Annotated in this window: 24 protein-coding genes and 1 rRNA gene; 5 read left to right on the top strand and 20 right to left on the bottom strand. The window is 44.8% G+C overall.

Annotated elements, in window-relative coordinates; all coding sequences use genetic code 11:
* Nucleotides 1-8: 8 nt before the first annotated feature.
* Nucleotides 9-124, top strand: a 5S ribosomal RNA gene (gene rrf / locus K5Q73_RS05050).
* 686 nt (nucleotides 125-810) lie between these two features.
* Here rrf and hemB read toward each other — a convergent pair.
* From hemB to rraA, 12 genes are all read right to left on the bottom strand, one after another.
* Complete coding sequence (hemB, locus tag K5Q73_RS05045; RefSeq protein WP_028766639.1) at nucleotides 811-1,821, bottom strand: porphobilinogen synthase; 1,011 nt, start codon at nucleotides 1,819-1,821, stop codon at nucleotides 811-813.
* A gap of 24 nt (nucleotides 1,822-1,845) precedes the next feature.
* Nucleotides 1,846-3,717 carry a diguanylate cyclase gene (locus tag K5Q73_RS05040; RefSeq protein WP_220762135.1) on the bottom strand — a complete coding sequence of 624 codons (1,872 nt, stop codon included), beginning with the start codon at nucleotides 3,715-3,717 and terminating at the stop codon, nucleotides 1,846-1,848.
* Entirely contained in the window at nucleotides 3,717-4,511 is a 795-nt protein-coding gene (locus tag K5Q73_RS05035) for a TatD family hydrolase (protein ID WP_220762133.1), read from the bottom strand. Before K5Q73_RS05035 ends, K5Q73_RS05040 begins: the two co-directional genes overlap by 1 nt.
* Nucleotides 4,511-5,017 carry a type VI secretion protein gene (locus K5Q73_RS05030; RefSeq protein ID WP_220762131.1) on the bottom strand — a complete coding sequence of 169 codons (507 nt, stop codon included), beginning with the start codon at nucleotides 5,015-5,017 and terminating at the stop codon, nucleotides 4,511-4,513. The genes K5Q73_RS05035 and K5Q73_RS05030 overlap by 1 nt, the downstream gene beginning before the upstream one ends.
* 207 nt (nucleotides 5,018-5,224) lie before the next feature.
* Nucleotides 5,225-5,986, bottom strand: coding sequence for a twin-arginine translocase subunit TatC (gene tatC, locus K5Q73_RS05025; RefSeq protein ID WP_220762130.1), 762 nt, complete (start codon nucleotides 5,984-5,986; stop codon nucleotides 5,225-5,227).
* A gap of 3 nt (nucleotides 5,987-5,989) precedes the next feature.
* The gene (gene tatB / locus K5Q73_RS05020; protein ID WP_220762127.1) at nucleotides 5,990-6,385 is read right to left on the bottom strand and encodes a Sec-independent protein translocase protein TatB; all 396 of its coding nucleotides are present in this window, start codon (nucleotides 6,383-6,385) and stop codon (nucleotides 5,990-5,992) included.
* A 6-nt stretch (nucleotides 6,386-6,391) separates the two neighbouring features.
* Nucleotides 6,392-6,661 carry a Sec-independent protein translocase subunit TatA gene (gene tatA / locus K5Q73_RS05015; RefSeq protein WP_220762125.1) on the bottom strand — a complete coding sequence of 90 codons (270 nt, stop codon included), beginning with the start codon at nucleotides 6,659-6,661 and terminating at the stop codon, nucleotides 6,392-6,394.
* Nucleotides 6,662-6,721: 60 nt separating this feature from the next.
* The gene (gene ubiB, locus K5Q73_RS05010; protein WP_220762123.1) at nucleotides 6,722-8,371 is read right to left on the bottom strand and encodes a ubiquinone biosynthesis regulatory protein kinase UbiB; all 1,650 of its coding nucleotides are present in this window, start codon (nucleotides 8,369-8,371) and stop codon (nucleotides 6,722-6,724) included.
* A complete protein-coding gene (locus K5Q73_RS05005; protein ID WP_220762114.1) occupies nucleotides 8,368-8,991 on the bottom strand; it encodes an SCP2 domain-containing protein in 624 nt (207 codons plus the stop codon). The genes ubiB and K5Q73_RS05005 overlap by 4 nt, the downstream gene beginning before the upstream one ends.
* Before the next feature lie 11 nt (nucleotides 8,992-9,002).
* Nucleotides 9,003-9,758 carry a bifunctional demethylmenaquinone methyltransferase/2-methoxy-6-polyprenyl-1,4-benzoquinol methylase UbiE gene (gene ubiE, locus K5Q73_RS05000; RefSeq protein ID WP_220762104.1) on the bottom strand — a complete coding sequence of 252 codons (756 nt, stop codon included), beginning with the start codon at nucleotides 9,756-9,758 and terminating at the stop codon, nucleotides 9,003-9,005.
* Nucleotides 9,759-9,961: 203 nt separating this feature from the next.
* Entirely contained in the window at nucleotides 9,962-10,996 is a 1,035-nt protein-coding gene (locus K5Q73_RS04995; protein ID WP_220762096.1) for a formimidoylglutamase, read from the bottom strand.
* Nucleotides 10,997-11,141: 145 nt separating this feature from the next.
* Nucleotides 11,142-11,627, bottom strand: coding sequence for a ribonuclease E activity regulator RraA (gene rraA / locus K5Q73_RS04990; RefSeq protein WP_220762094.1), 486 nt, complete (start codon nucleotides 11,625-11,627; stop codon nucleotides 11,142-11,144).
* Between the two features lie 338 nt (nucleotides 11,628-11,965).
* Here rraA and K5Q73_RS04985 point away from each other — a divergent pair, with 338 nt between their 5' ends.
* The 4 genes from K5Q73_RS04985 (at nucleotide 11,966) to K5Q73_RS04970 (ending at nucleotide 14,888) form a co-directional block, all read left to right on the top strand.
* On the top strand, nucleotides 11,966-12,217 hold the full coding sequence (locus K5Q73_RS04985) for a YgjV family protein (protein ID WP_220762083.1): 252 nt from the start codon (nucleotides 11,966-11,968) through the stop codon (nucleotides 12,215-12,217).
* Nucleotides 12,218-12,402: 185 nt separating this feature from the next.
* Complete coding sequence (locus K5Q73_RS04980; protein ID WP_220762145.1) at nucleotides 12,403-12,915, top strand: phosphatase PAP2 family protein; 513 nt, start codon at nucleotides 12,403-12,405, stop codon at nucleotides 12,913-12,915.
* Between the two features lie 8 nt (nucleotides 12,916-12,923).
* Nucleotides 12,924-13,979: an MJ1255/VC2487 family glycosyltransferase gene (locus tag K5Q73_RS04975; protein ID WP_220762081.1), complete on the top strand. Its 1,056-nt coding sequence runs from the start codon at nucleotides 12,924-12,926 to the stop codon at nucleotides 13,977-13,979.
* A gap of 237 nt (nucleotides 13,980-14,216) precedes the next feature.
* Nucleotides 14,217-14,888 (top strand): Crp/Fnr family transcriptional regulator, encoded by a 672-nt coding sequence (locus tag K5Q73_RS04970; RefSeq protein ID WP_220762079.1) that lies wholly within the window; start codon nucleotides 14,217-14,219, stop codon nucleotides 14,886-14,888.
* A gap of 49 nt (nucleotides 14,889-14,937) precedes the next feature.
* Here the strand turns inward: K5Q73_RS04970 and tsgA are convergent, their stop codons facing one another.
* The 8 genes from tsgA to priA all read right to left on the bottom strand — a co-directional run bounded on the left by tsgA (nucleotide 14,938) and on the right by priA (nucleotide 24,716).
* Nucleotides 14,938-16,107, bottom strand: coding sequence for an MFS transporter TsgA (gene tsgA, locus K5Q73_RS04965; protein WP_220762077.1), 1,170 nt, complete (start codon nucleotides 16,105-16,107; stop codon nucleotides 14,938-14,940).
* 118 nt (nucleotides 16,108-16,225) lie between these two features.
* A complete protein-coding gene (gene deoD, locus K5Q73_RS04960; RefSeq protein ID WP_220762075.1) occupies nucleotides 16,226-16,930 on the bottom strand; it encodes a purine-nucleoside phosphorylase in 705 nt (234 codons plus the stop codon).
* Between the two features lie 560 nt (nucleotides 16,931-17,490).
* On the bottom strand, nucleotides 17,491-17,886 hold the full coding sequence (locus tag K5Q73_RS04955; RefSeq protein WP_220762067.1) for a gamma-butyrobetaine hydroxylase-like domain-containing protein: 396 nt from the start codon (nucleotides 17,884-17,886) through the stop codon (nucleotides 17,491-17,493).
* A 129-nt stretch (nucleotides 17,887-18,015) separates the two neighbouring features.
* The gene (hslU, locus tag K5Q73_RS04950; RefSeq protein WP_220762066.1) at nucleotides 18,016-19,341 is read right to left on the bottom strand and encodes an ATP-dependent protease ATPase subunit HslU; all 1,326 of its coding nucleotides are present in this window, start codon (nucleotides 19,339-19,341) and stop codon (nucleotides 18,016-18,018) included.
* Between the two features lie 49 nt (nucleotides 19,342-19,390).
* Nucleotides 19,391-19,915 carry an ATP-dependent protease subunit HslV gene (gene hslV, locus K5Q73_RS04945; protein ID WP_012156974.1) on the bottom strand — a complete coding sequence of 175 codons (525 nt, stop codon included), beginning with the start codon at nucleotides 19,913-19,915 and terminating at the stop codon, nucleotides 19,391-19,393.
* A gap of 150 nt (nucleotides 19,916-20,065) precedes the next feature.
* On the bottom strand, nucleotides 20,066-20,641 hold the full coding sequence (locus tag K5Q73_RS04940; RefSeq protein ID WP_220762064.1) for an SPOR domain-containing protein: 576 nt from the start codon (nucleotides 20,639-20,641) through the stop codon (nucleotides 20,066-20,068).
* Between the two features lie 10 nt (nucleotides 20,642-20,651).
* Complete coding sequence (gene argS, locus K5Q73_RS04935) at nucleotides 20,652-22,397, bottom strand: arginine--tRNA ligase (RefSeq protein ID WP_220762062.1); 1,746 nt, start codon at nucleotides 22,395-22,397, stop codon at nucleotides 20,652-20,654.
* A gap of 123 nt (nucleotides 22,398-22,520) precedes the next feature.
* Complete coding sequence (gene priA / locus K5Q73_RS04930) at nucleotides 22,521-24,716, bottom strand: primosomal protein N' (RefSeq protein WP_220762060.1); 2,196 nt, start codon at nucleotides 24,714-24,716, stop codon at nucleotides 22,521-22,523.
* Nucleotide 24,717 lies beyond the last annotated feature (1 nt).

The following is a 24,717-nucleotide window of genomic DNA, read 5'->3' as shown; positions in this document are numbered from 1 at the left end:
CCAATTTGTCTGGAAACCATAGAGCTGTGGCACCACCTGAATCCATTCCGAACTCAGAAGTGAAACGCAGTATCGCCGATGGTAGTGTGGGGTCTCCCCATGTGAGAGTAGGTCATTTCCAGGCGCCAAATATACGAAATAGCCCTAGCACGAAGTGTTGGGGCTTTTTTGTATATTCAGTTTTTGAAAGGTTACTCGAACATGGGAAATAAACAGCGCATGCGCAGCATGTATCATTACCATGTGATAGTAGGGCGAAGTGAGTGCGTTTATGAAGCTTAGCTTCATGCACTTATGGAGCGCGGAGAACTTGTTCGAAGCTGGCCATTTCCAGGCGCCTATTTATTCTCGAAAGAGAAGCGATAAAGCCCGTTGCTAACGCAACGGGCTTTTTTCGTATATACGCTGCGCGAAAAGAACGACTCCCAACGTCGAGTAGATTATTGCTCCTGCATAATCGACACTTCCGTCATCCATGACGGTCGCCCGCCGCTGAGCGGGGTCTCCAGCTTCGTAACAAGTTACTCGCGCTTAAAAGCCCTTGAATGCGTTGCATCCAAAGCAGGGCTTCTCCTCCCCCATGTGTTCGCTGCGTGAACCGAGTAGCTCATAGTTGTACTAACTAATCGGATATAAGCTGGTTATGTTTGAGCGCATGATAGCGTAACTATCTGTTGGGCTAGCGGAGTAATGCAAAAGGAGTGCGTAGATCTGTATACAAAGCTTTTATAGATGGGTTGCTTGGTCTTGCTGAAATAAAAAGCCAGAGAGGTTCTCTGGCTTTTTGGTATTTCGATAGGGAAGAAGTGCTTATTTGTCTTCTTTCAACCATTGAGCTGCACGTTTAGCGAAGTAAGTTAAGATGCCATCTGCGCCTGCACGCTTAAAGCAAAGTAATGATTCCATAACGATGGCTTTCTCTGCTAACCAACCATTTTGAATCGCTGCCATATGCATAGCGTATTCGCCACTCACCTGGTATGCAAAGGTTGGCACTGCAAGTTCAGTTTTAACGCGATGAACGATATCTAGGTAAGGCATACCAGGTTTAACCATAACCATGTCAGCGCCTTCTTGGATATCTAAAGCAACTTCATGTAGTGCCTCATCGCTATTAGCTGGATCCATCTGGTAGCTATGCTTATTGCCACCTTTTAGGTTGCCAGCTGAACCCACGGCATCACGGAAAGGACCGTAGTAGTTAGAAGAGTATTTTGCTGAATACGCCATGATTTGTGTATTTACATGACCAGCTTCTTCAAGAGCTTTACGAATAGCGCCGATACGACCATCCATCATATCTGACGGAGCAACAATATCAGCCCCCGCTTCAGCATGAGACAGAGCCTGTTTAACTAAGATCTCTGTAGTGATGTCATTCATGATGTAGCCAGTTTCATCGATGATGCCATCTTGACCATGTGTGGTGAATGGATCGAGTGCAACGTCTGTCATGACGCCTAGCTGAGGGAATGCTTCCTTTAGCGCACGAACTGCGCGCTGGGCCAATGCATCTGCATTGTAGGCTTCTTCAGCCATTAATGTTTTCTTCTCAGCTGGAGTGACTGGGAATAATGCAATTAGGGGAATACCTAGTTCTACGAGCTCTTCAGCTTCTTTAAGTAATAGGTCAATTGAAAGGCGCTCTACACCTGGCATAGAAGCAACTTGCTCCGTGCGGTTGTTACCTTCTAAGACAAACATAGGGTAGATTAGGTCATTTACCGTTAGCTGGTTCTCAGCCATTAGACGACGACTAAACTCATGTTTACGCATACGGCGCATTCTACGTTGTGGGTAGGCACTAGTAATAATATTCACATTTGGCTCCAGACGATGGTGATATTAATTTTGATCGGGGTTGTAGAGTCTTACTCGATTACGCCCGTCATTCTTTGCTTGATAAAGTGCTTTATCTGCTTGTTCTAATAGTAAAGTAGTATGTTCTTCTGAGGTAATTATTTCGCTACTTACCCCAATACTAACTGTGAGAGGGATACGATCTTCCCCCCAATTAATAGGCAGCTCGCTGAGCGCTTTCCTTACTGTCTCAGCTACTTGGTATGCACCTATTTTATCAGTGTTGGGTAATATAATAGCAAACTCCTCACCGCCAAAACGTGACACTAGATCGGTTGGTCGCTTTAAAGTTTCTTTTAATTTATCGGCGATTACGCGTAAAGCTTGGTCACCTGCCAGGTGGCCATATGAGTCATTAATCAATTTAAAGCGATCGATATCCAGCATTAAAATAGATAGTGGGGTCTGCTGCCTTCGACTTATTCGCCCTTCTGCAACAATCCGTTTATCGAATGAAGCTCGATTCTTAACGCCTGTAAGGCTGTCGACTCTAGCCTGCTCGGTGAGTTTTTGATTAGCTTCATTAAGTTCACGTAGCGCAATTTCTAGCTCTAGGGTACGTTCTTGCACCATTTGAGATAATTGTTCACTACTTCTAGCCTCGATACGTAATGCCTCTTCTTTGGCTTCTTGTGCTTTCTTTGCTTGAATGAGTGCGTCTTTCTGTATTTTGAGTTTAGTTAGGCGTTCATCGTTATAGCGGATAGCGAGTAGGGCTGCCATCAATGCAACCTCTATACTGAGGCCTATCATGAAAGGGGTTTTTGCCTGAAGGTCCCAACGTAGAAAACCGAGATATATAGCACCAGATATTAATGCGCCTAACATCATACCAACCCAGCCTATAGCGAACAGTTTTGCTAGCTTATTACCTTTGAATGCGAGGGAGAGTGACATGCACATTAATATTATGCTGGATAACATTACCGAGTAGATATTAATCGTTAATGCCGTGGAATAGTTGAGTAATAACCCTATAAAAAATAGTAGTGCAGACATAGCTGCACTGACTCGACAGAGTCGCAGCATAGTTTGACTCTGATATTTAAGGTGCATGGCCTTTTCTGAGAATAAAAAGGCAAACATCATGGATAGACTGAGCAGGGCTGGTAAAGCAAACTCTTGCATGCTCGGGAAGTTCGGCCAGATAAATCTAAATGCTAATCCGTGTAGGCTCGCAACAAACAGGGTAATGGAGATTACATAGCCTGCATAGTAGCTGTAGCTTAATGAATGGGATGTCACTGCAATCAGTAGACTAAAAATACCAATGGCTATCAAGACGCCAATCTGAAAACCATAAAAGACCGAATGTCGTTCGGCATTTTGGTAGTAGGCATCGCTAGTCCATAGGGTCACTGGAATGTTAAAAGTTCCGGAGGTGCTTACTCGCAAATAGAAGTCATGGTTCTTCTGTTGCTGATTATTAAACGCGTATAGAAAATGAGTACTTATAATTGGTCTTTGACTGAAAGGAAAACTGTCGCCTGCTTGTAATTGTTTAACCAGGCTAGGGCCACTAAAGTGATAGAGCTCAATATTATCTAAGTGCGGGTTTGCGATAGATAAAATTTGCTGTCTAGAAACATTCGCTTCGTAACTAATAGATAGCTTGATCCAATAGGCTCTCTCCCCAATGCCCCGCATCGCTTTTGGCTGATATTGTTGCCACTGAACGGTAGAACCCACAAGCTGTTCGATATTGGTATCAGCATCGATTTGGCTAATATAAAGTTGCGGTTGCAACTCGATTTTATCAGCGCTACGCTGAGTTATAAGTAGTCTTTCTCCAGCCGAGACTAAGCTAGAAAATAGAAATAAGGTGATAAGGAACAGCTGTAGAAGATAAAGCTTCATTAATCCTCTAAACCAAAGAACCTACGGCTATTTCTGTAGCTGATATCGGCAAACTCATTAAGCTCTTGCTGTCTTAGAGCTGCAACATATTGAGCAATATAGGGCAGGTATTTAGGTTCATTTTTACTGGATTTAGGCTTAGGACGCATACTTCTAGGTAATAGATACGGGCTATCTGTTTCAATCAAAATCCGATCATTAGGAATGTAAGGAACGAGCGAAGCAAGCTCTTGTCCTCTGCGTTCATCACAGACCCAGCCTGTGACTCCTAAATAGAGATCCTGTTCTATATATGCATCGAGAGATTGTTTATTGCCTGTAAAGCAATGCAATAAAGCCGCTGGTAGCTCAGAGCGATATTCTTTTAAAATTGCTAGGAAATCATCGTGGGCATCACGTTCATGCATTAACACCGGCATCTTGAGTTCTACAGCCAGTGCCAACTGCTCTGCAAATGCCCTGCGCTGCATATCTCTAGGGGAGAAGTCGCGATTATAATCTAAACCACATTCACCCACCGCAATAACACTTGGTGATAGAGTTAGTTTTCGTAATAGATCAGCACTATCTGTTTGCCACTCACTAGCGTGATGGGGGTGTACTCCAGCGGTACAATAGAGCTGCTGAGGGAACTGCTCACATAAGCCGATGGCCTGTTCACTCTCTTGAATGTGACTGCCAATAACCACCATAGAAGTAACTGACTCAGCAGCGGCATCTTCGACGACTCTTTGAATGTCTTTTTCAAGCGAGCTGCCAACTAGATTGACAGCTATATCCATATATTCCGGCATTACTTTAAACGTTTTACTCTAATGGTGGTGTTGCGATCATCAGAGCCTAGCATAAAAGATCCTAACGCTGCTTTCTCGATATAGACGGTTTGCTCTGCTTTTAATCTAAATGAGCGAGTGTCAGTCTGTTTCCAAACTTGTCCGTTGCTAAATTGGATTTTCATGGCGCCGTAGGGATCTTTAGATACCTTGCTAACATCGAGATAGATCTTACTGACTTCTTCAGCCTCGGCCTTTTTCACTTTACCAAAGTCGGCATGTGAACTATCAGTCGAAACAACCGCAGCTGTAGAGGCCGCTACAGTGACCGTTTCTGCCACGGGCTGTTGTTTGGTGATGACAGTGTTTGAGGTTAGCGATGAAGAAAGCTTGTCGTAGCAAATTAAGCGTTCGAGCTTGTCACCTATTGACGCACACTGAGCTAACTGTGTCTCGATAGATGCATGGGCTGCGCTCGAGAGCATTAAAGACGCGGTAGTGAGTAAGAGTAGCTGTGCTTTTATCATCAATAACTTCCTTTTATCCCTTATAGATAGGTTCGGATTGATTTTACATTTTATTGAGGTAATTGAAACACAAATGTAATTGATTGAGTGGGGGATAGAAAACAAAAAAGGTATTATCTACGTTGATTTATCACGAGATAATACCTTTTCAAAGCACGACTATTTTTGAGAATGCTACTTATCGATAGAACGATTTATTCAATCGAGTTAAGACTCAGGTTTTTCCTGCTCTGTCTCATCGTTATCTTCGTCTTCATCTGGCTTGCTATAGAAGCGCGCAGCCAATAAACCGCCTTCAAATAGAATCAGCATTGGGATAGCTAACATAGTTTGAGAGATGATGTCTGGTGGCGTTAGTAGCATGCCGACAACAAATGCGCCGACCACGATATATGGTCGTTTTTGTTTTAGCTCTTCAGGGGTGGTGACACCCGCCCAACATAGCAGAATAACCGCTACAGGGATCTCAAATGCTAAACCAAAAGCAAAGAACAGTTTGAGAATGAAATTCAAATAACTGCTAATGTCAGTCGCAACTTCAACCCCTTCTGGAGCGACGCTGGTGAAGAATCCAAAGACTACAGGGAAAACAATATAATAGGCGAAGGCTATACCCAGATAGAAGAGTAGCGTACTACTAGCTAGTAGAGGTACAACCAAGCGCTTTTCATGCTTATATAGACCAGGGGCGACAAAAGACCACACCTGATAAAGGACATAAGGTACTGCAACAAAAAACGACAGAACTAATGTCAATTTAAAAGGAGCAAAGAATGGCGCAGCAACATCCGTTGCAATCATACTGCTTGATTCAGGCAGTGCTTGCATTAATGGAGTGGCCATATAGTGGTAGATATCGTTTGCCCAATATACTAGGCAAATAAACACCAAAAGAACACTGCCAATTGCTCGCAGTAACTTAGTGCGCAACTCAAGCAGATGGCTGATTAATGGCTGCTGTTGTGACATGGACTACCCGTTAGGTTTGTCTGAATTAGCACTCGTTGTCGTACTTGTCTCTGAAGTTGATGTTTCTTTGGCTGGAGTTTCTTTTGCCGCAGGCACGTCTTCTACTTGATAAGGACGATTAACTGATTGAGCCGCTTCTTTTAATTGATCGATTGAATCCTGTAACTCTGGAGAAAGGTTCTTTAAACCCTGACTCTCTGCATTTTTCAAATCAGAGTGCAGTTGCTCAATTTTAAGCTCTTGCTCTAATTCGTCTTTTACCGAGTTAGCCATTTTTTTCATGGCGCGGATCCAGCTAGAGATTGAGCGCACCGCGGTTGGGAGTCTTTCAGGGCCAAGTACTACTAGGCCCAAGATCCCAATCAGCAGCAACTCCATAAAGCCGATACCGTCGAACATAGTCGATTACGCCTGTTCTTTATCCTTAGACTCAGCCTTTTTCTCGGCTGTCTCTGCAACTTTTGCAGTTTCTGTCACTTTAGCAGTGTCAGCAGCTGGTTTGTCAGTTGCGCTTTCTTCTAGAGCCTTCTTCTCTTCTTCAGAAGACATGGCGTTCTTAAAGCCCTTAACTGCACCACCTAAATCGCCGCCTAGTGAACGTAACTTCTTAGTTCCAAACAATAATACGACAATTAAAGCAATAATAAGAAGTTGCCAAATACTAATGCCACCCATGGATGAATCCTCTTGATTAGATACTGGTTCTATTATGAACCTTTGGTTATTTAGGTCTAGCTAAATTTTGCGATTCTTTGGTCTCGATCGCCATCCCAGCACCCACAGAGTGATGCCTATGCCAATACTGCCATAAGAGGCCCATAGTGTAGCGTCTTGGTTTAACAAAATAGTGCCACAGATCACTAAAATGGCCGATGTAATCAACAGATAGTTACTTTTATGAGCTTTTTGCTGATGTTTGAGATACCGATCTAACAATTTGTTCTGATTTTTAGATAGGTCACGGCCTATTTTCAAGTTGTCATAGATAAGTTCTGGCAGTTCAGGTAAATGTTCCGCCCAATAAGGTAACTGTTGTTTAACTTTTGCCGCCATTGCTTTGGGGCCGACTTGCTCTGCCATCCACTGCTCTAGGAAAGGTTTAGCCGTTTGCCATAAGTCTAGTTGTGGATATAGCTGACGCCCAAGGCCCTCTATATACAGTAGTGTCTTTTCGAGTAATACAAGTTGCGGCTGCACCACCATGTCGAAGCGACGTGCAGTTCTAAATAGCTCAAGCAGAACATGGCCAAAGGATATTTCGTCAAGTGGCTTATTGAACATCGGCTCACAAACCACTTTTACCGCCTGTTCAAAGGCTCCTACATCGGTGTCGGCAGAGACCCAACCCGATTCAATATAAAGTTGAGCAATACGGCGATAGTCGCGGTTAAAGAAAGCTAAGAAATTCTCGGCCAAATAACGCTTATCTTCATCGGTCAACGTACCCATAATGCCGCAATCTAAACCTATATAGAAAGGGTCATTAGGATGTTCTTTGCTAACAAAGACGTTGCCAGGATGCATATCTGCATGGAAAAAGTTATCGCGGAAGACTTGGGTAAAGAATAGTTCCACGCCGCGTTCAGCCAGCAGTTTAAAGTTGGTACCTTGGGCTTCTAGCGCCACTTTATCCGAAACCGGAATGCCGTCGATGCGCTCCATAACGATTAAGCGAGTAAAGCACAACTCTTCATACATATAAGGGATGTAGAGTGCATTGGAGTCGATAAAATTATTGCGTAACTTAATAGCGTTCAGTGCTTCAAGTTTGAGGTTTAGTTCACCTTCAATCGTCGTGCGGTAGTCTTCAATCACTTCGGCTGGACGTAAACGGTTATTTGCACCCAGCAGCATCTCTAGAAAATCGGCGACTTGAGACATTAACTGTAGGTCCGCATGAACCTTTTGTTCAACATCAGGACGTAACACTTTAAGTACAACCGCTGCGCCATTAGATTTCAGAGTAGCAGTATGAACTTGAGAGATGGAAGCCGAAGCTAGCGGGGTATCATCAAAGTCATCAAAGTAGCTATCGATAGGGGCATTAAGCTCCTTCTCGATAGACTCCCTAGCGATTGCAGAGTCAAATGGCGGTACCCTATCTTGTAGCATAGCCAGTTCTTCGGCCCACTCATCAGATAATAGATCGCGACGAGTAGACAGCATTTGTCCGAACTTAATGTAAACCGGCCCGAGTTCCTGCATGGCCAATTTTAAGCGTTCACCACCGACTTTATCTTTGTGCTGATTTCGTAGCCAAAAGAAGCAATGCCTTAACAGTTTGAAGTACCAAGGCGTTAACTTAGAGGGAAGTAAATCATCCAGCCCGTAATGCAATGCAGTACGAATAACGTGATAAGCGCGCCTGATACTTTTTACTGTCATGGTTGTGTTTTTACCCTGTTGATAAGCTGGTCAATCCGTGTAGCTGTTGCCTCGACATCGGCGGCTAAGTCATCGATTTTATCACTTAAATAGATATATTCGAGCTTATGGGGAGCGAGCCGATATTCTTCAGTGGTGAGTTGCCCAAGATGTGAGCGAGTCTTACGTAGAACTCTAGTGACATCTTGCTTAGCCTGTTTAATCCCTTGATGAATAAAATGGGTCGGCGCATCACCAATGTAGCGTGAAAGGGGCTCGGCAAAGTCGACTTCAACCTGTTGCATATAATGGCTGAATGTTTGTAATAGGCTGAGGTCACCCTCGAGACTGAGTTTATCTTGTTTGATAAGTTCGGTGAGATTTGCCCCCTCGGTCAGTTGGTAGAGGGTAGTGGCATCGGCATTAACTTTGGTTGTGACTTCGCCTTCATAGTGAGAGAAGACTTGGATCTCTTTAGCAAATAAGAAGTATAGCGGCCAGTTAAGCTGTGAAAGCTGGATACAGAGTACTTTGCCATGAAGATTACGCAATTTAGCGTAATCTTCAGGAGATTGAGAGATCAGCTTGTTTAAGCTGATCTCAATCGCGGCACAAGTCAGTAGTGACAAGTCACGAGACATAGTGAGCCCTATCAGAATTTATAGCCCTTATGTAAGGCAACGATACCGTCAGTCATATTGGTATAATTGACTTGCTCAAAGCCAGCATCTTCCATCATCTGTTTCAACGTTTCTTGATCAGGATGCATACGAATTGACTCTGCTAAGTACTCGTAGCTGTCTGCATCTTTAGTGATTAAAGAACCCATTTTTGGTAGTACTTTGAAGCTGTAGATATCATATACCTTGCGCATGATTTCATGCTGAGGCTTTGAAAATTCAAGTACTAATAGCTTTCCGCCAGGTTTAAGCACGCGCAGCATAGAAGCAATTGCAGCATCTTTGTTGGTCACATTTCGTAGACCAAAAGCGATGGTGATAATATCAAAATGATTATCAGGGAAAGGCAAGGCTTCAGCATTAGCTTGGACGTAATTAACGTTACCAACAATACCTTTGTCACGTAGTTTTTCACGACCGACCTTAAGCATGGAGTCGTTAATATCGGCTAGGGTTACTTGACCTGTTTCACCGACAATACGAGAAAACTTAGCCGTTAAATCACCAGTACCGCCAGCAAGATCTAATACTTTCATGCCTGGACGTGCGCCTGCACTTTCGATAGTGAAGCGTTTCCACATGCGGTGGATACCGAAAGACATAACGTCATTCATAATGTCGTATTTTGCTGCGACAGAATGAAATACGCCAGCAACCATGTCGGCTTTCTTTTCAGCTTCGACAGTTTTATAACCGAAGTGAGTGCTGTTTGAAGGGTCGTCTGACATCTATCTGTTCCTATACATAAGCAATTAAATTGGTGCGATTGTAAGCCATTGAAGCGGATTGCTGAATCTTTCATCTATCAGTCTGTGACGAATGTTAACAATCCACTTTATGATAATAAGAAAATGAGTGATTACGCGGTCTATCGCAAAATTGACAGCGCATTACAACACACTATTTGTCATTGTTGAATAATTATTAATGGCTATAGTGCATTAATACGTCCACTGATGTAGGAGTAGATCAATTCACTGATACTTTGACCTGTTTCGCGATGACCAGCAAGGGCTCCGGCTGCATGGCAGCTTGGCGCTGCCTCAGCTAAGTGCAAGTAGGCGGTAGGGCAATGTTTAGCGATATAGTTGATGTAAAACAAGGCATCCAGTAACGGCACACCTGCAGCGGTAGAAGCGCTGCTAGGCATATTGGTTATAGCATCGAGATCTAGCTCTAATGCAACCGGCAGCTGAGTATTAATCAGTTCTTTGGCGATGCTCTTTAGCGCACCTTCTAAGCTCTGCTCTCGTCGTACCCAAATTTGCTGGAAAGTATGCCAGTGGCCGCCAAAAGCTTTAAGTTGTTCCAGTGTCGTTTCACTATTTTTAAGCTCATGCAAGCCAAGTACATGATAAAAGGCCAGTGCACCAGATGCGGCTGCATAGCTGAAACCGTTGCCGCTATGTCGACCTTCTTTAGGTCTAAAGTCTGAGTGTGGATCCAGATTGACTGCGGCAAGCGGACGCTTAAGGCTGGCTTTTGCTGCCATTAGTAAACCGTAAGCATTGTTATGGCCGCCGCCGATAACGATAGGCTCTAAACCAGCACTAAATACGACGGATAAGAGCTGGATCACTCGTTGGTCGAGTTTTTCGACATTGTCTCTTAAAGCGTCGGCACATGCGTTAGCTGGAAGCTGCAGATCATCGGTGTCAATTTGCCCCAGCACTAAACATTGCTCGCCTGTTAGAAATCGGTTTGATTGTAAATTGAGGAATTGTCCCATGGCGCTATCGAAGGCATCCGTTGCGCCCCCTCGACCTAAATTGGCTCGTGGGCCGATATCCTCGCCAATTCCAATAATCGCAAAGTGTGCCCCGCTTGATTTTGCTTGGGTTAGATTGGTGGCTAAATCATGTGAAGGGTTAGCCAGCTGTACGACTTGCCCTAGTTTTGTTTCGCCCTCACGGGTGTTGAGTAGCTGAGATAGCTTAGTGGCGTTGAAGAGGTTTAAATACTGCATCTTGTTATTCTTATAGTGAGCTCATCATTGAACCTTTAGTGTAAGCGCTTAAATTTTGGCTGCAAGCGCGTGTTGCTTATGGACATAAAAAAGCCAGTCACTCAGGACTGGCTCTTATAAACTATGCGGTTAACTGCGACGGAATTTAGTCGATGTCTAACGGCTCTGGCGACAGGATGATGCCAGTGTTATCAGCGTAAACATGATCGCCAGGTAGGAAAGTTACACCACCAAAGTTAACAGGGATCTCAAGTTCGCCGACGGCATTGCTGTCTGCACCGACAGGAATCGAGGCTAATGCTTGAATACCTATGTCTAGATCTTCGAGTGCATCAACATCACGGACGGTTCCGTAAACGATAATGCCTTCCCAGTTATTGGCTACCGCAGCTTCTGCAATTCTAGCGTCTAGAAGGGCACGACGTAGTGAACCACCGCCATCAATTAGTAGTACTTTGCCTTCTCCATCTTCTTGCACTGCATCAATGATAAGACCGTTGTCTTCAAAACATTTAATGGTGCTGATACAGCCACCAAAAGAGTTACAACCCCCATAATTACTGAACATGGGTTCGACAACATCTACAACATCGATATAAGTGTCACAAAGTTCTGAGGTGTTGTATTCCATAAGAACACTCCTGATAGATAGAGATGCTCAGAAGTCCGAGCAAACAAGTAATTGCACTCAGTATATAAGGGATTCTTAAAAATAAAAGCGTTATCAATCACGCAATTGTCTAAATAAGACAAGCTTGTAGTTGTTGTAGTAATATTTCTTCTTGGTGGTCAATAAAAACACTAAAATATGATTAAGGTCATTAAATGACGTTTTTTTATTACAAATAGCGTTCATTTTTGTTAGCATGTCGTCAGATAATTTAACTTAAACTTTAATTTTGACCCGCTTTAGGGGCAAGGAACCCCCAGTTAGCTTAGGGAAGGCATAGGGCCTAAAAAAGGTGCCTTATGGAAGCTGTTAATACTATTGAAATCATTGGCTATGCCGCCTCAGTGATGGTGGCTATTTCACTAATGATGAAAGACATTATTTGGTTGAGATGCCTCAACTTTACTGGCTGTACCTTGTTCGTCATTTATGGCGCATCAATTGAAGCCTGGCCAGTGGCCGGTATGAACGCCTTTGTTGCTTGTATCAACATTTACCACTTGCTCAAGCTGTACCGCAATCGCAATAACCCTTCACTCGCTGCGGAATAAACCAAGTCATCAGTGTTCAGCCAGCCTACTGCTTTTGCCTTAGGTTGGTTAACATGGGCAACTCCTTCACTTAATCCTCAAGAACTGCAGTGCGTCGACACAATGTCATAAAACTATACATAGCCTGTCACTGTGGTGTCATAGAGTTTTCATAGCTTCCTATCATAAGACAGATGGAGGCGGAAATAATGACTTCAATAACGTCGTTTGACAGAAAGCTCTACTACTATGTTGTGCAACAAGGCCAACAACATGGATTGCAAACACTCGCATTAAGGTTATCGGCATCAGGCAATGGGCCTGTGTACTTATACTTAGCGGTGATATGTCTAATTATAGATAGTCGGGGCGAAGCGTTATTAAACACTATGGTTGCCGCATACCTTGTTGAACTGCCATTGTATTTTGCGCTTAAGAATATGATCCGTAGGCCTAGGCCATGTCACGCCTTAAGTGATGGAGCAGCCAGTTTTGAGCCTGCCGACAAATTTAGCCTTCCGTCAGGTCATACGGCAGCAGCCTTTGTTATGGCTACTAGTATCTACCTAATTTACCCGCAATTGTTTTATATCGTCGTAGCTTGGGCTGTCGCCATTGGCTTAGCCCGTATAGTGCTTGGTGTTCATTATCCAATGGACATCGTCGCTGGTGCAATTCTTGGGATTGTGTCTGTATTACTGAGTCAGCAATTCATCTAGGGGGCTATTTGCGAATTCTTTATGGTGTTCAAGGTACGGGGAATGGTCACTTAAGTCGTGCTCGAGTGATGGCTAAAGCGCTGCAGCGTCAGGGTGTAGATGTTGACTTCTTCTTTTCCGGTCGTACGCCCGAGCGTTTCTTTGATATGCAATGTTTTGGTGAATACCGAGTCCAGTCTGGACTCACATTTTCCACTGAAAATGGCCGAGTGAGCGTGGCGAAAACCGCAAAAGACAATGCCTGGTTCGGTTTCTTTAAAGACGTAAAGAATCTCGACCTTAGTGGCTATGATCTAGTGTTAAATGACTTTGAACCTGTATCGGCTTGGGCGGCAAAGAATCAGGGGATCCCTTCGATAGGAATAAGTCATCAGGCTGCATTGAAGTTTGCGGTACCAAAAGTGGGCGATAATTGGCTGAGCGATACGCTGCTAAACTACTTTGCTCCAGTGGATATTGCATTGGGCTGCCATTGGCACCATTTCGGCTTTCCAATTTTGCCGCCATTTGTCGAAGTCGATAAGGTCGAGCAGCAGCTAGCTCATCAAATATTAGTCTACTTGCCGTTTGAGTCTGCCGATGAGATCGTCAAGTTTCTCACGCCTTTTAGCGATTATAACTTCTTGGTTTACCATGCAAGCGCATCTTCGCAAACCCTTCCTGAGCATATTCAGTGGCACGGTTTTGATCGAAGTGGCTTTAAAGCGGCGATGGCTAGCTGTGGTGGTGTAATAGGTAATGCGGGATTTGAACTGGCAAGCGAAGCGCTAACCTTAGGTAAAAAGCTATTAATAAAACCCTTACTCGGTCAGTTTGAGCAGTTATCTAATGTCGCAGCGCTGGAGTTGTTGGGGGCGGCAGAGTGTATGAAGCAGAGTTTAGAGCCCGACGCTTTACGCCGCTGGCTTAAATCGCCAATGCCTGAACCGATTTGTTATCCCGAAGTGGGTGATGCACTAGTCACTTGGTTGCTAAAGGGGGATTGGAATCAACCCGATACTTTATGTCGGTCACTATGGAAAGAAGTTTCTTTGCCAATGAGTTGGCAGAAAAAAAGCCCTTAGCGCAGTCTTTAGCTACAGGTAGAAAGCCCTTAGCGCAGATATTAAAGCCTTTAGCTGTAGGTAAAAAGTCCTTAGCTATAGGCAAAGCCCTTAGCTAAATGGTGACAGCAGGTTGGTGCAACGAGGAGAGGTTTAAACGGCTATGGATTAGACCTCGAGTTTAGCCGGGCTATGACCTATGGCTCACATAGGCGTATAATTACCACTATCCATCGCCTGAATTTCAAATAGATCACTATGCAGCTAAAACCACTCGCTAAAGGTCGCTTCCAATCACTGTGGCAGCAAGAACATGATGCTATTGAGCAGATCATGCGAGAGTGTATTACCGAGACAAAAACGGTAATGGCGCAGCATAAATTGATGGAGCAAGGCCAACAGGTGAATGCGTTGACCCTAGTGAATAATGGTCGTATATCCATGGGGTATACCGCCAGAAATGGTCGCAGTTTTCAACTTGGCACCATGACCTGTGACTCACAGCTATTTGGTGAGATGGAGTTTTTTACCGGCTATCTGTGCCAGCTAGATATCATTGCAGAAGAAGCATTGGAAGTTTCTATCATCAATGGCGATAAACTGCAGCAAGCATTGGTAAAGACACCGAAATTTGCACTGTTTTTTGCCAGTGCTATCGCCATCGATTATCAAGACACTGTAGATATCTTTACCCGCCGAATGCTCTATCCCATTGCCTACAATATTGCATACGATCTATATCATCAGTACTTGAATGACCAACCAGTAGAAGGTTTTACTAAGTGTTATTTAGAAGCCGAACGATTCGCGACAACTGATAGAGTTTATCGCCGCGCAATTAAAAAACTCGAGGATCTTGCACTTATCAAGCGAGAGAAAGAGGGGCTGATTATTTGTGATCTTGAAGGGTTGAAGGCCTTTATAGAATAACCCTAGCCAAAATCTAGGCTAGGGTCATCTAGTTATTACTCTAGCGTGGCTATGCAGCTTGTAATGGTAGTGCTGACTTCTGGCGGTTAGATAGCACCAACATTATAATAATTAATCCGTAAATAACCGGAATCGCATACATCACAGTTTGTAAGCCGATGATACTTTCAAATAGTGAGCTGATTGCTGGGCTAAACATGGCGCCGGCGCTACCACTTATTAAGATGTAGGAGACATTACGACTGCTGGCATTTTTCACAAACGATACGCCGTAAGCGATAAACGCGTTATACAGGGCCGCACAAGCAAAGCCATATCCATAGGTTAAGTAGCCAATCCAGCTAAGGTTTTCAGTGGTGACAATAAGGCTGGTGATCACAAATGCCAGTGAAATAACGCCCATTAGAAAATGCTGGATTTTAACTCGAGTCACAATAAGAGTTGAAACAAGCGCTCCCACTAGTGCAGCAGACCAATACTGGGTAATGATATTGCCCGCGTCTTCAAATGGGATGTCGAACTTAGTCTTAACGAACATAGGCGCCCAGGTAAGAAAAGTGTAAAGCGCTAGCATACCGAGGAACAAGCCTAAACCGCCGCTGATGATACCAATGTTCCATTCAGATTTGTCTTTGCTCTGCTCACTTTCGCTCTTGGTTTCGCATAGTTCGAAGTTGGTAGCCAGTGCGATAGCTGCGGTGGCTAGAGCAACAATACCCACTGCTAGATAGCTGTAACTCCAAGATAATGCATTGCTAAGTGCATATGTGGTGATAAGCGGAAATACAACGCCAGCTACGTTAAAGGTGGCATCCTGTACCACTAACATAGTGCTTTGGATCTTATCTTTCCACACGGAAACCACAATTGTGCCTGCGATACAAAGGCCTACACCACCACATAAGCCAATTATAGTCATTGCCACCATTACCACGCTCAAAGAGCCCGTGAAGTGAAGCGCCGCTGCGCTCAATGCAATGCTAACGTAACTGAGCAGGGTAATGCGTTTTACGCCAATTTTTTCAATTAAGAAGAAGGCTGCAATGGTACCAGCTAAGGCACCACCATTAAGTAAAGAGAATATTGAGGCAACTTCATTGACGTTAGCTGAGAACTTATCGCTAATAGGTTCAATAAGCATACCGAACTGCGTCGCAAAACCCGCCATCACGAAGTTGGCGAGAAAGCTAAGCAAGGTTAAGGAGATTTTGTTTTTCATCATCCATTCCTAATTTTGCTGTATCAAGAGCTAAAGTTAATTACTAAAACTTATTAATAGAACTAGTTAGTAAAAACTAAGCCGCTGCAAGCTAGGCTTGTAGCGGCTTATCTTAGATTTACTGACAGGCTGTTTCTAACGCCAGCTCGATCATTTGATTGAAGGTTAACTGGCGAGCCTCTGCACTGGTCTCTTCGCCAGTTAAGCAGTGATCCGATACCGTTAAAATTGCGAGGGACTCAAAACCTTTATGGTGAGCAAGACCATATAGGCCAGCCACTTCCATATCCACACCTAGTACACCGAAACGCTCAAGAGCTGGGATCATGTCTTCGTCTGGGTCGTAATACATATCGCCACTAAACACGTTACCGACTTTAACGTTGATCTGCTTTTGCTGGGCAATAGTGTAGGCCTTGTGTAGCAGGTCAAAAGTGGCAGATGTTGCCATTTGATAACCGCTGCTGCGCTTAGCATTGGTTGGCGAGTCTGTGCCTGCGGCTTGAGCTAGAATGACGTCATTGATTTTTACATCATGCTGAGTCGCTCCTAGGCTACCAACACGAATGATACGTTTAACACCGAAGTCTGCGACAAGTTCATGGGCATAAAGCACCATAGATGGGATACCCATACCATGACCCATCACAGAGATCCGCTGACCTTTATAGAAGCCGGTGAATCCAAGCATATTACGAATATTGGTGACTTCTACCGCATCTTCTAGGAAGTTTTCTGCGATGTACTTTGCGCGAAGCGGGTCGCCCGGCATGATAATAGTTTCAGCAAAATCGCCTGCTTTGCCACTGATATGTGCAGTCATGAGTAATCCTCTTTTTTGATTACAGACGATAATAATTGTCATACAAGAATGCCTAGAGGACATAAGTCCGCATCGAGTGATATATGGGCCATTTTTGTTATTCAGCTTGTCTTTTTACAAGATAATGAGTTTGAGTTGGCTTTTGTTACTTGACTGCTGGTGAGCATCGCAGGTTAGGAGTGGCTAGTAATACCAATCAGTATAAGAATTTGATCAACTCAGAACGATTTTTGGCAAACTAATTCAAGATGAATAGCTGCAATAATGGTTATTCCCTTATAAAGCTATTCAACGCAGAAGTAGGCAGCCAAAAACGTTCCAGAATGGCGAGTTTTAGCGATTCTGATGCTGTGTTAACGAGCTCGAACGTAGAGCAACTATGCTCTTCACTCGTTGCCTTGCCTCAAAACCGCTAAACTCCCGCTGAGTGACTAAATGTTTATACTGATTGGTATAAGGGGGAAGGCTGGCAGTTAATAGTGAGTTGTGGGCATGTATTACTATGGCTTAACGTTGAGATCGCCAAGGTCAGGCGATCTCGGTTCTGGAACCTGATGAGGTTACTTGTGGTACTTCACTGCCATATCGATCAGTGGCTCACGGCTGGCTTTAGCGGCGCGTAGGCGAGCAAGATATTTTTCCCATAAATCCACTTGATGAGTGGCAAGGTCGTGTAACACTTTCCAAGAAAACAGTCCGGTATTATGGCCGTCATCGAATGTGATTTTAACGGCGTAATTCCCAACAGGATCAATTGCGGTGATATTGACGTTCTTCTTATGGGTGACAAGCACAGGGTTACCGTGGCCATGCACCTCTGCCGAAGGCGAATACACCCGAAGCATTTCACAACTTAGCTGGTGGGTTTCACCGTTATCGAAAGTCATTTCAAGCTGGCGAGATTTACGCTTTAGCTTTAGCGCTGCAACGTTTGGTGTGCTGATATCTTGAGTCATCTATTAACCGATATGATTTTAAGGGTATTAGAAACAGAATAGCGATTAAGTCCGTAAATGTCCTTAATCGCTATCACTAATTTTGCCATTTGATTGGCAACGAACTTAAGCTGATACTCTAGCTTTAGCTTATAGAATATAGCGGCTTAAGTCTTCGTCTTGCACTAAGTTATCTAAGCTTGCTTTAACATAAGCCGCATCGATAACGGTAACAGAGCCTGACTTGTCAGATGCTTCATAAGAAAGCTCTTCCATTAGGCGCTCCATAACAGTGTGTAGACGACGTGCACCGATATTTTCAGTGCGCTCGTTAACTTGCCAAGCGGCTTCTGCAATGCTGTCGATACCGTCTTCGGTAAACTCAATTGTCACGCCTTCAGTGCCCATCAACGCAATATACTGTTCAGTTAATGATGCATGCGGCTCAGTCAAAATACGTTTAAAGTCACCTGCAGTTAATGCATCTAACTCAACACGAATTGGTAAACGGCCTTGTAGCTCAGGGATCAGATCAGATGGCTTAGACATCTGGAATGCACCCGATGCGATAAACAAGATATGGTCGGTTTTTACCATGCCGTGTTTAGTGTTAACTGTACAACCTTCAACAAGGGGCAGTAGATCACGCTGAACACCTTCGCGAGACACATCAGGGCCTGACGATTCGCCACGCTTACAGATCTTATCGATCTCATCTAGGAACACGATGCCGTGTTGCTCAACAAGCTCAATCGCTTGCTCTTTCAAGTCATCTTGATTAACTAGCTTAGCCGCTTCTTCTTCAATCAATAGCTTATAAGCTTCTTTGATTGGCATCTTACGACGCTTACTGGCACCTGGCCCCATGTTTTGGAACATGCTTTGCAGCTGGTTTGTCATCTCTTCCATTCCTGGAGGAGACATGATCTCGATGCCAGCCTGTGGTGCGGCAATATCAATTTCAATTTCTTTATCGTCTAGCTGACCTTCGCGAAGCTTCTTACGGAAGATTTGACGCGTTGCGCTACTATCTGATTTTTCGCTATCCCAATCCTCTTTTGGCTTAGGCAGCAATGCATCTAAAATACGCTCTTCAGCGGCTTCTTCTGCGCGGAATTTACACTTTTTAATTTGTTCTTCACGGGTCAGCTTGATGGCTGAGTCGGTAAGATCGCGAATGATCTGTTCAACTTCTTTACCCACATAGCCCACTTCAGTGAACTTTGTCGCTTCTACCTTGATGAAAGGCGCTTTAGCTAGGCGGGCTAGACGACGAGCAATTTCAGTTTTACCTACACCAGTTGGGCCAATCATAAGAATATTCTTTGGCGTCACTTCTTGGCGTAAGTCTGCAGCAAGCTGCATACGGCGCCAGCGGTTACGTAGGGCAATAGCTACCGAGCGCTTAGCTTTTTGTTGACCAATAATGTGGCTATCTAGCTCGTGAACAATTTCACGTGGTGTCATCTCAGACATAATCTTTCCTCATGCTCTGCAGCATCTTTCGTATAAACGACTGAGTCGCTTAGTACTTTAATTCTTCAATAGTCTTAAATTGGTTGGTAAACACACAAATGTTACCTGCAATTGTTAGCGATTTTTCAGCAATTTCTAATGCACTTAAGTCAGTGTTTTCGAGCAATGCAGTTGCTGCTGATTGGGCAAAAGCGCCACCGGAACCAATCGCAATAAGATCATTTTCAGGCTGAACAACATCACCGTTACCTGTAATGATTAATGAAGATTCAGCGTCGGCCACGGCAAGTAGAGCTTCTAGTTTGCGCAGAACTTTATCTGAACGCCAGTCTTTAGCCATTTCAACGGCGGCGCGCATTAGGTGACCTTGGTGCATTTCAAGCTTAGCTTCAAAACGCTCAAATAGGGTGAATGCATCGGCTGTACTGCCAGCAAAGCCCGCAAGTACCTTGTTGTGGTACAAACGACGAACTTTTTTAGCATTGCCTTTCATAACGGTGTTACCGAGAGAAACTTGGCCATCACCGGCGATAACAACTTGGTTATTTCGGCGTACTGATACGATTGTGGTCACAATAAATCCTCTTCTCTAGCCAGAGGCGTTATGCCTACTGGTTGACGATACTAGAGATATGGGGATGCGGAATTGAATATCAAGGGCAGGCAGGATCTGCAGCCATAAAAAAACGCTGCACGGGGCAGCGTTTTTATAACTGAGATTGGCTTAACCTTCCCAGAACCAGATCTGACAGCCATTGGTGCCGGAATTTTGCAGCACATGGCGCTGTCTTTCGGCGTCTCGCTTCTTGTCGTAAGGACCCAGCACAACCTTATACCAGATGCCACTGCTGCCTTTGACTTTACGTACTTGAGCCTCTAAACCTTGGAAAGCGATAATCGCTTTTAGCTCATTAGCCTGAGACTCTTTTCTAAATGAGCCGCACTGCATCTGATAAGGACGCTTAGGTTTATCTGAGACATCAGGAAGGTCGACTTCAACCTTCTTGTTCTCTAGCTCTTCAAGGTAGGTCCACTCTTCCTTTGGTACTGGAGGAAGGGCGTCAGGATCTTTCTTGGCAGGCTTTGGTTTAGGCTTTTCTACAACCACTGCAGCTGGTGTTGGTTCATCACTGCTGGCTAAAATCCACAATAAATAACCAAAGCCACCTAGCCCTGCAAGCGTGATAAGCAACAGCAGAATAGGGAAGCGCCTAGGGGCACTCCCTTTTGAGCTCTTTTTGCGAGCGCTGTTCTTACCTTTTCGAGCAGGCTTACGATTTGCATAATCACGATTTGTCATGAGCTAAAGCTTACATCCGTTCTAAAGTTTCTAGACCAAGCAGGTTTAAGCCTTGTTTTAGTGTCTTAGCGGTAAGCTGCGACAATAATAGACGGCTCTTCTTCAACTCTTCTGTATCTGCGGCCAATACTGGGCATGCTTCGTAGAAGCTTGAGAAGGCACCAGCAAGCTCGAATAGGTAACCGCAAAGTGCATGAGGCTGCCCTTTGTTCACCATACGTGCCATAACTTCGCCAAACTGCGCTAGCTTAGTGCCTAGGTCTTTTTCTTTTTCGTGTTCTAGAATGATTTTCGCATCGCTTAAATCAACGTCTTGAGCACGCTTGAAAATACCCGCTACACGGGTGTAGGCGTAAAGTAGGTAAGGCGCTGTGTTACCTTCGAAGCTCAGCATCTGCTCGAAGCTGAAGATGTAGTCACTAGCACGGTTCTTAGAAAGGTCTGCATACTTAACTGAGGCAATACCTACAACACGGGCAATCTCAACAAGTTCTGCTTCATCCATATCTGGGTTCTTGCTACGAACAAGTTCAAGTGCGCGTGTATCGGCTTCTTTTAACAAATCGATCAGTTTAACTACTCCGCCAGAACGAGTTTTGAATGGACGACCATCTTCACCGTTCATGGTACCAAAGCCCATGTGCTCGAAGCTCATTTCTTCACGAACAAATTTAGCGGTTTTAGCTAGCTTAAATACTTGCTGGAAGTGTAGCGCCTGACGTAAATCAACAAAGTACAGTGCGCGGTCAGCGTTTAGTACATTTGAGCGGTAACGCATCGCAGCTAAATCGCTGGTGGCATACAAGTAACCGCCATCGGCTTTTTGGATAATAACCGGTAGAGGCTCGCCTTCTTTGTTTTTAAATTCGTCTTGGAAAACAACTTTTGCGCCATTGCTTTCAGACAATAGGCCTTGTGAGTCTAAGTCAGCAACTACTTGTGCTAAATCGTTGTTATAAGCGCTTTCGCCGCGAACATCGGCGCGCGTTAGGCTTACGCCTAAACGTTCATATAGCTCATGACAATGGCTTAGTGAGATATCGTTAAATTCGCGCCATAGTTTGTTGCAGTATTCATCGCCTGATTGCAGTGCCACCACAAGCTTACGTGCACGGGTAGCGAATTCTTCTGACTCATCGAAGCGGACTTTAGCGGCGCGATAGAATGTCTCTAGATCAGACAGTTCCATTTTGGCTTGCTCGCCATTGGCAGCTTGAAGCTCTTCCATGTAAGCAAGCAGCATACCGAACTGAGTTCCCCAGTCACCCACGTGGTTTTGACGGATAACCTTATGGCCCATAAATTCTAGGGCGCGCACCACACTGTCACCAATAATAGTTGAACGTAGGTGGCCTACGTGCATCTCTTTGGCAAGGTTTGGTGAAGAGTAATCGACAACTACGGTTTGTGGTGTTGGTAGCTCGATACCAAATGTGTCGCTGTTTAAAGCGGTCATCAATTGGTTAGCAAGGGCATTATCATCAATAAAGAAGTTGATAAAACCAGGGCCTGCGATCTCTACTTTCTCAACGTGAGCTGAAGTTGGTAGGTTATCAATTAGCAGTTGTGCAATTTCACGCGGATTCTTGCCCGCAGCTTTAGTTAGCATCATTGCCAAGTTAGTCGCAAAATCACCGTGGCTCTTATCTTTCGTTCGGTCGACCTGAATACGAGCTTCAAAATCAGCAGGAACAATCCCTTGTTGTTTAAGGGCATTTAAAGATTCAGCGAGTAAAGATTGAGTATGTGATTTCATTGGCGTTTGATCGACACTTACATAAAGAAAATATTAAGGGGTAACCGACTATTTTAGCCGCTAGTGGCGGTGAATTACTATCCTCTAGCGAACTTTTTCTGCATTGATATGGATAAAGTCGTGTTAAAGCAGATCTTGCGGGTCTCTATCTATGCTCCAACGACATTTTTTAGCCAGCGGCAGTTGCTCGATTTGCGGCAATGCACGTTCAAATTCTAGCTGCAGTCTATTACGGTTTTTAGTCTGAAATAATAACTGGCGACGATATTTGCCAGCTTTCCTATCGAGTGGTGCAGGCATGGGGCCAATCACCTCACATTCTTCGTCTTGAGGCAGTAGAGCACCAATCTGGCTTAGCAAGTTATCTGCGTCGATAGCCTGGTGGGCTTCGGCGCGGATCAGAATCATATGCCAAGCGGGTGGCAGCAGAGCTTGAGTGCGCTCAAACAGCTGGTTGCGGGCAAACTCACCGTAGCCTTTATGCATCAGCTCGCGCAGCATGGCGTTATCGCTTTGATGGGTCTGTAGCAGTACGGTGCCAGGTTTAGTGGCGCGGCCAGCGCGGCCCGATACCTGCGTATAGAGCTGACCAAAGCGTTCCGGCGCTCTAAAGTCAGCGCTAAACAGCGCGCCGTCGACATCGAGCAGGCCCACTAAGGTCACATCTGGAAAGTGATGCCCCTTGGCGAGCATCTGGGTACCGACAAGAATTTTATACTCACCTTTGTGAATCGCATTGAGGTGTTCTTCGAGTGAGCCCTTATTACGAGTGGTATCTCTATCGATACGCACCACTGGATGATTTGGAAACTCTTTCTCTAAAAAAGAGGCCAATTGCTCGGTGCCCACGCCTTGGCCTGCAAGCATGGTACTGCCGCAACTGTGGCATTGTCTTGGAATTGCGTATTGATTACTGCAGTGATGGCAGCGAATTTCACCAAGTGCTTGATGCACAGTAAAGAAGGCATCACAGCGGTCGCATTCATGTAAATGGCCGCACTCATGGCAAATCAGTGCCGGGGCAAAACCGCGGCGGTTTAAAAACAGAATAACCTGATTGCCTGCATCGAGGTGAATGCGCATCTCATTTAATAGTGCGTGTGACATACCCGATCGCAGTGGCTGATTGCGAATATCGACGATACCTTGGCGCACTTTTTCTGCCGCGCCTGCGCGCTTGCCCAAGTGCAAGTGTTGATAGCGCCCACTAAGTGCATTTTGCAGTGTCTCAAGCGAAGGCGTTGCTGTACCTAAAAGCACAGGGATCTGTTCTAAATGGCCACGCATTACGGCTAAATCGCGCGCATGATAGCCAACACCCTCCTGCTGCTTAAAGCTCGAGTCATGCTCTTCATCTAAGATGATCACGCCTGGGTAAAGCATTGGGGTAAACAGCGCCGAGCGGGTGCCGATAATAATCGCCGCTTCGCCAGATTTGGCCTGGCGCCAGGCATCCAATCTTTGATTGTCGGTTAACCCTGAGTGGATCACCGCCACTTTGACATTGAATCTGCGTCTAAAGCGATTAATGGTTTGCGGTGTCAGGCCGATTTCAGGCACTAGTACTAAAGCTTGTTTACCTTGCCTGAGAATGGTTTCTAGCATGGCCAGATAGACTTCAGTTTTACCTGAGCCCGTGACACCCTCGAGCAAGGTGCAGTGATAGCCTGTTTGCTGAGTTAACGTCGCGACGGCAATGGCTTGTTCTGGGTTGAGCCGGTGGGGCTCTTCGGTCATCTCAAGCTCACTACGCCAGCTTAAGTCTATAGCCAGCGTTCGGCTTTTCTTTTCAATCCAACCTTTTTCATCTAAGGCTTTGACTGCCGCCTTGCTAAGTTCAAGGCTGGTTATTTCGCTAAGTTCTAGATCTCGCTCATGTAGGCTGTGTAGCAACTTACGTTGTGCGGGGGCACGGTTTAACTGATTAATATCAGCTTCTTTACCTGCTTGCGTTAACGTCCAATAGCTGACGGTTGATGCTTTGACTTCAGCGCCTTTACGCAGCGCCACAGGAATGGCCTGTGAAAGCATTTGCCCTAGACTACAAAAGTAATATCTTGCGGCCCAAGCTGTTAATTTATAAAGTGATTCAGGTAACAGCGGCTCGGTATCGAGAATGGCTATAATCGGCTTGATCTGCTTAGGTGTCAGCGAGCAGCTATCACTGGTAGCTGTAATCAAACCTATGAGTTGTTGGCGACCAAATGGCACTTGTACACGCATGCCTTTTTGAGGCGTAATGGTGATATTTTCAGGCACTTGATAGCTAAAGTTTTGTCGCATTGGTACAGGAAGTGCGACCTCAACAAACAAAGGCATA

Source organism: Shewanella sp. MBTL60-112-B2, from assembly GCF_019655055.1.
Lineage (GTDB): Bacteria > Pseudomonadota > Gammaproteobacteria > Enterobacterales > Shewanellaceae > Shewanella.
Note: the sequence above shows the minus strand (reverse complement) of the source record. Positions and strands in the feature narration are given on the sequence as shown.

Bases quoted from the DNA above. Each gene is read 5' to 3' on its own strand.
- K5Q73_RS05040 (WP_220762135.1), bottom strand. From the start codon at position 3,717: ATGAAGCTTTATCTTCTACAGCTGTTCCTTATCACCTTATTTCTATTT.
- K5Q73_RS05035 (WP_220762133.1), bottom strand. From the start codon at position 4,511: ATGCCGGAATATATGGATATAGCTGTCAATCTAGTTGGCAGCTCGCTT.
- K5Q73_RS05030 (WP_220762131.1), bottom strand. From the start codon at position 5,017: ATGATAAAAGCACAGCTACTCTTACTCACTACCGCGTCTTTAATGCTC.
- tatC (WP_220762130.1), bottom strand. From the start codon at position 5,986: ATGTCACAACAGCAGCCATTAATCAGCCATCTGCTTGAGTTGCGCACT.
- tatB (WP_220762127.1), bottom strand. From the start codon at position 6,385: ATGTTCGACGGTATCGGCTTTATGGAGTTGCTGCTGATTGGGATCTTG.
- tatA (WP_220762125.1), bottom strand. From the start codon at position 6,661: ATGGGTGGCATTAGTATTTGGCAACTTCTTATTATTGCTTTAATTGTC.
- ubiB (WP_220762123.1), bottom strand. From the start codon at position 8,371: ATGACAGTAAAAAGTATCAGGCGCGCTTATCACGTTATTCGTACTGCA.
- K5Q73_RS05005 (WP_220762114.1), bottom strand. From the start codon at position 8,991: ATGTCTCGTGACTTGTCACTACTGACTTGTGCCGCGATTGAGATCAGC.
- ubiE (WP_220762104.1), bottom strand. From the start codon at position 9,758: ATGTCAGACGACCCTTCAAACAGCACTCACTTCGGTTATAAAACTGTC.
- K5Q73_RS04995 (WP_220762096.1), bottom strand. From the start codon at position 10,996: ATGCAGTATTTAAACCTCTTCAACGCCACTAAGCTATCTCAGCTACTC.
- rraA (WP_220762094.1), bottom strand. From the start codon at position 11,627: ATGGAATACAACACCTCAGAACTTTGTGACACTTATATCGATGTTGTA.
- K5Q73_RS04985 (WP_220762083.1), top strand. From the start codon at position 11,966: ATGGAAGCTGTTAATACTATTGAAATCATTGGCTATGCCGCCTCAGTG.
- K5Q73_RS04970 (WP_220762079.1), top strand. From the start codon at position 14,217: ATGCAGCTAAAACCACTCGCTAAAGGTCGCTTCCAATCACTGTGGCAG.
- tsgA (WP_220762077.1), bottom strand. From the start codon at position 16,107: ATGAAAAACAAAATCTCCTTAACCTTGCTTAGCTTTCTCGCCAACTTC.
- deoD (WP_220762075.1), bottom strand. From the start codon at position 16,930: ATGACTGCACATATCAGTGGCAAAGCAGGCGATTTTGCTGAAACTATT.
- K5Q73_RS04955 (WP_220762067.1), bottom strand. From the start codon at position 17,886: ATGACTCAAGATATCAGCACACCAAACGTTGCAGCGCTAAAGCTAAAG.
- hslU (WP_220762066.1), bottom strand. From the start codon at position 19,341: ATGTCTGAGATGACACCACGTGAAATTGTTCACGAGCTAGATAGCCAC.
- K5Q73_RS04940 (WP_220762064.1), bottom strand. From the start codon at position 20,641: ATGACAAATCGTGATTATGCAAATCGTAAGCCTGCTCGAAAAGGTAAG.
- argS (WP_220762062.1), bottom strand. From the start codon at position 22,397: ATGAAATCACATACTCAATCTTTACTCGCTGAATCTTTAAATGCCCTT.
- priA (WP_220762060.1), bottom strand. From the start codon at position 24,716: ATGCCTTTGTTTGTTGAGGTCGCACTTCCTGTACCAATGCGACAAAAC.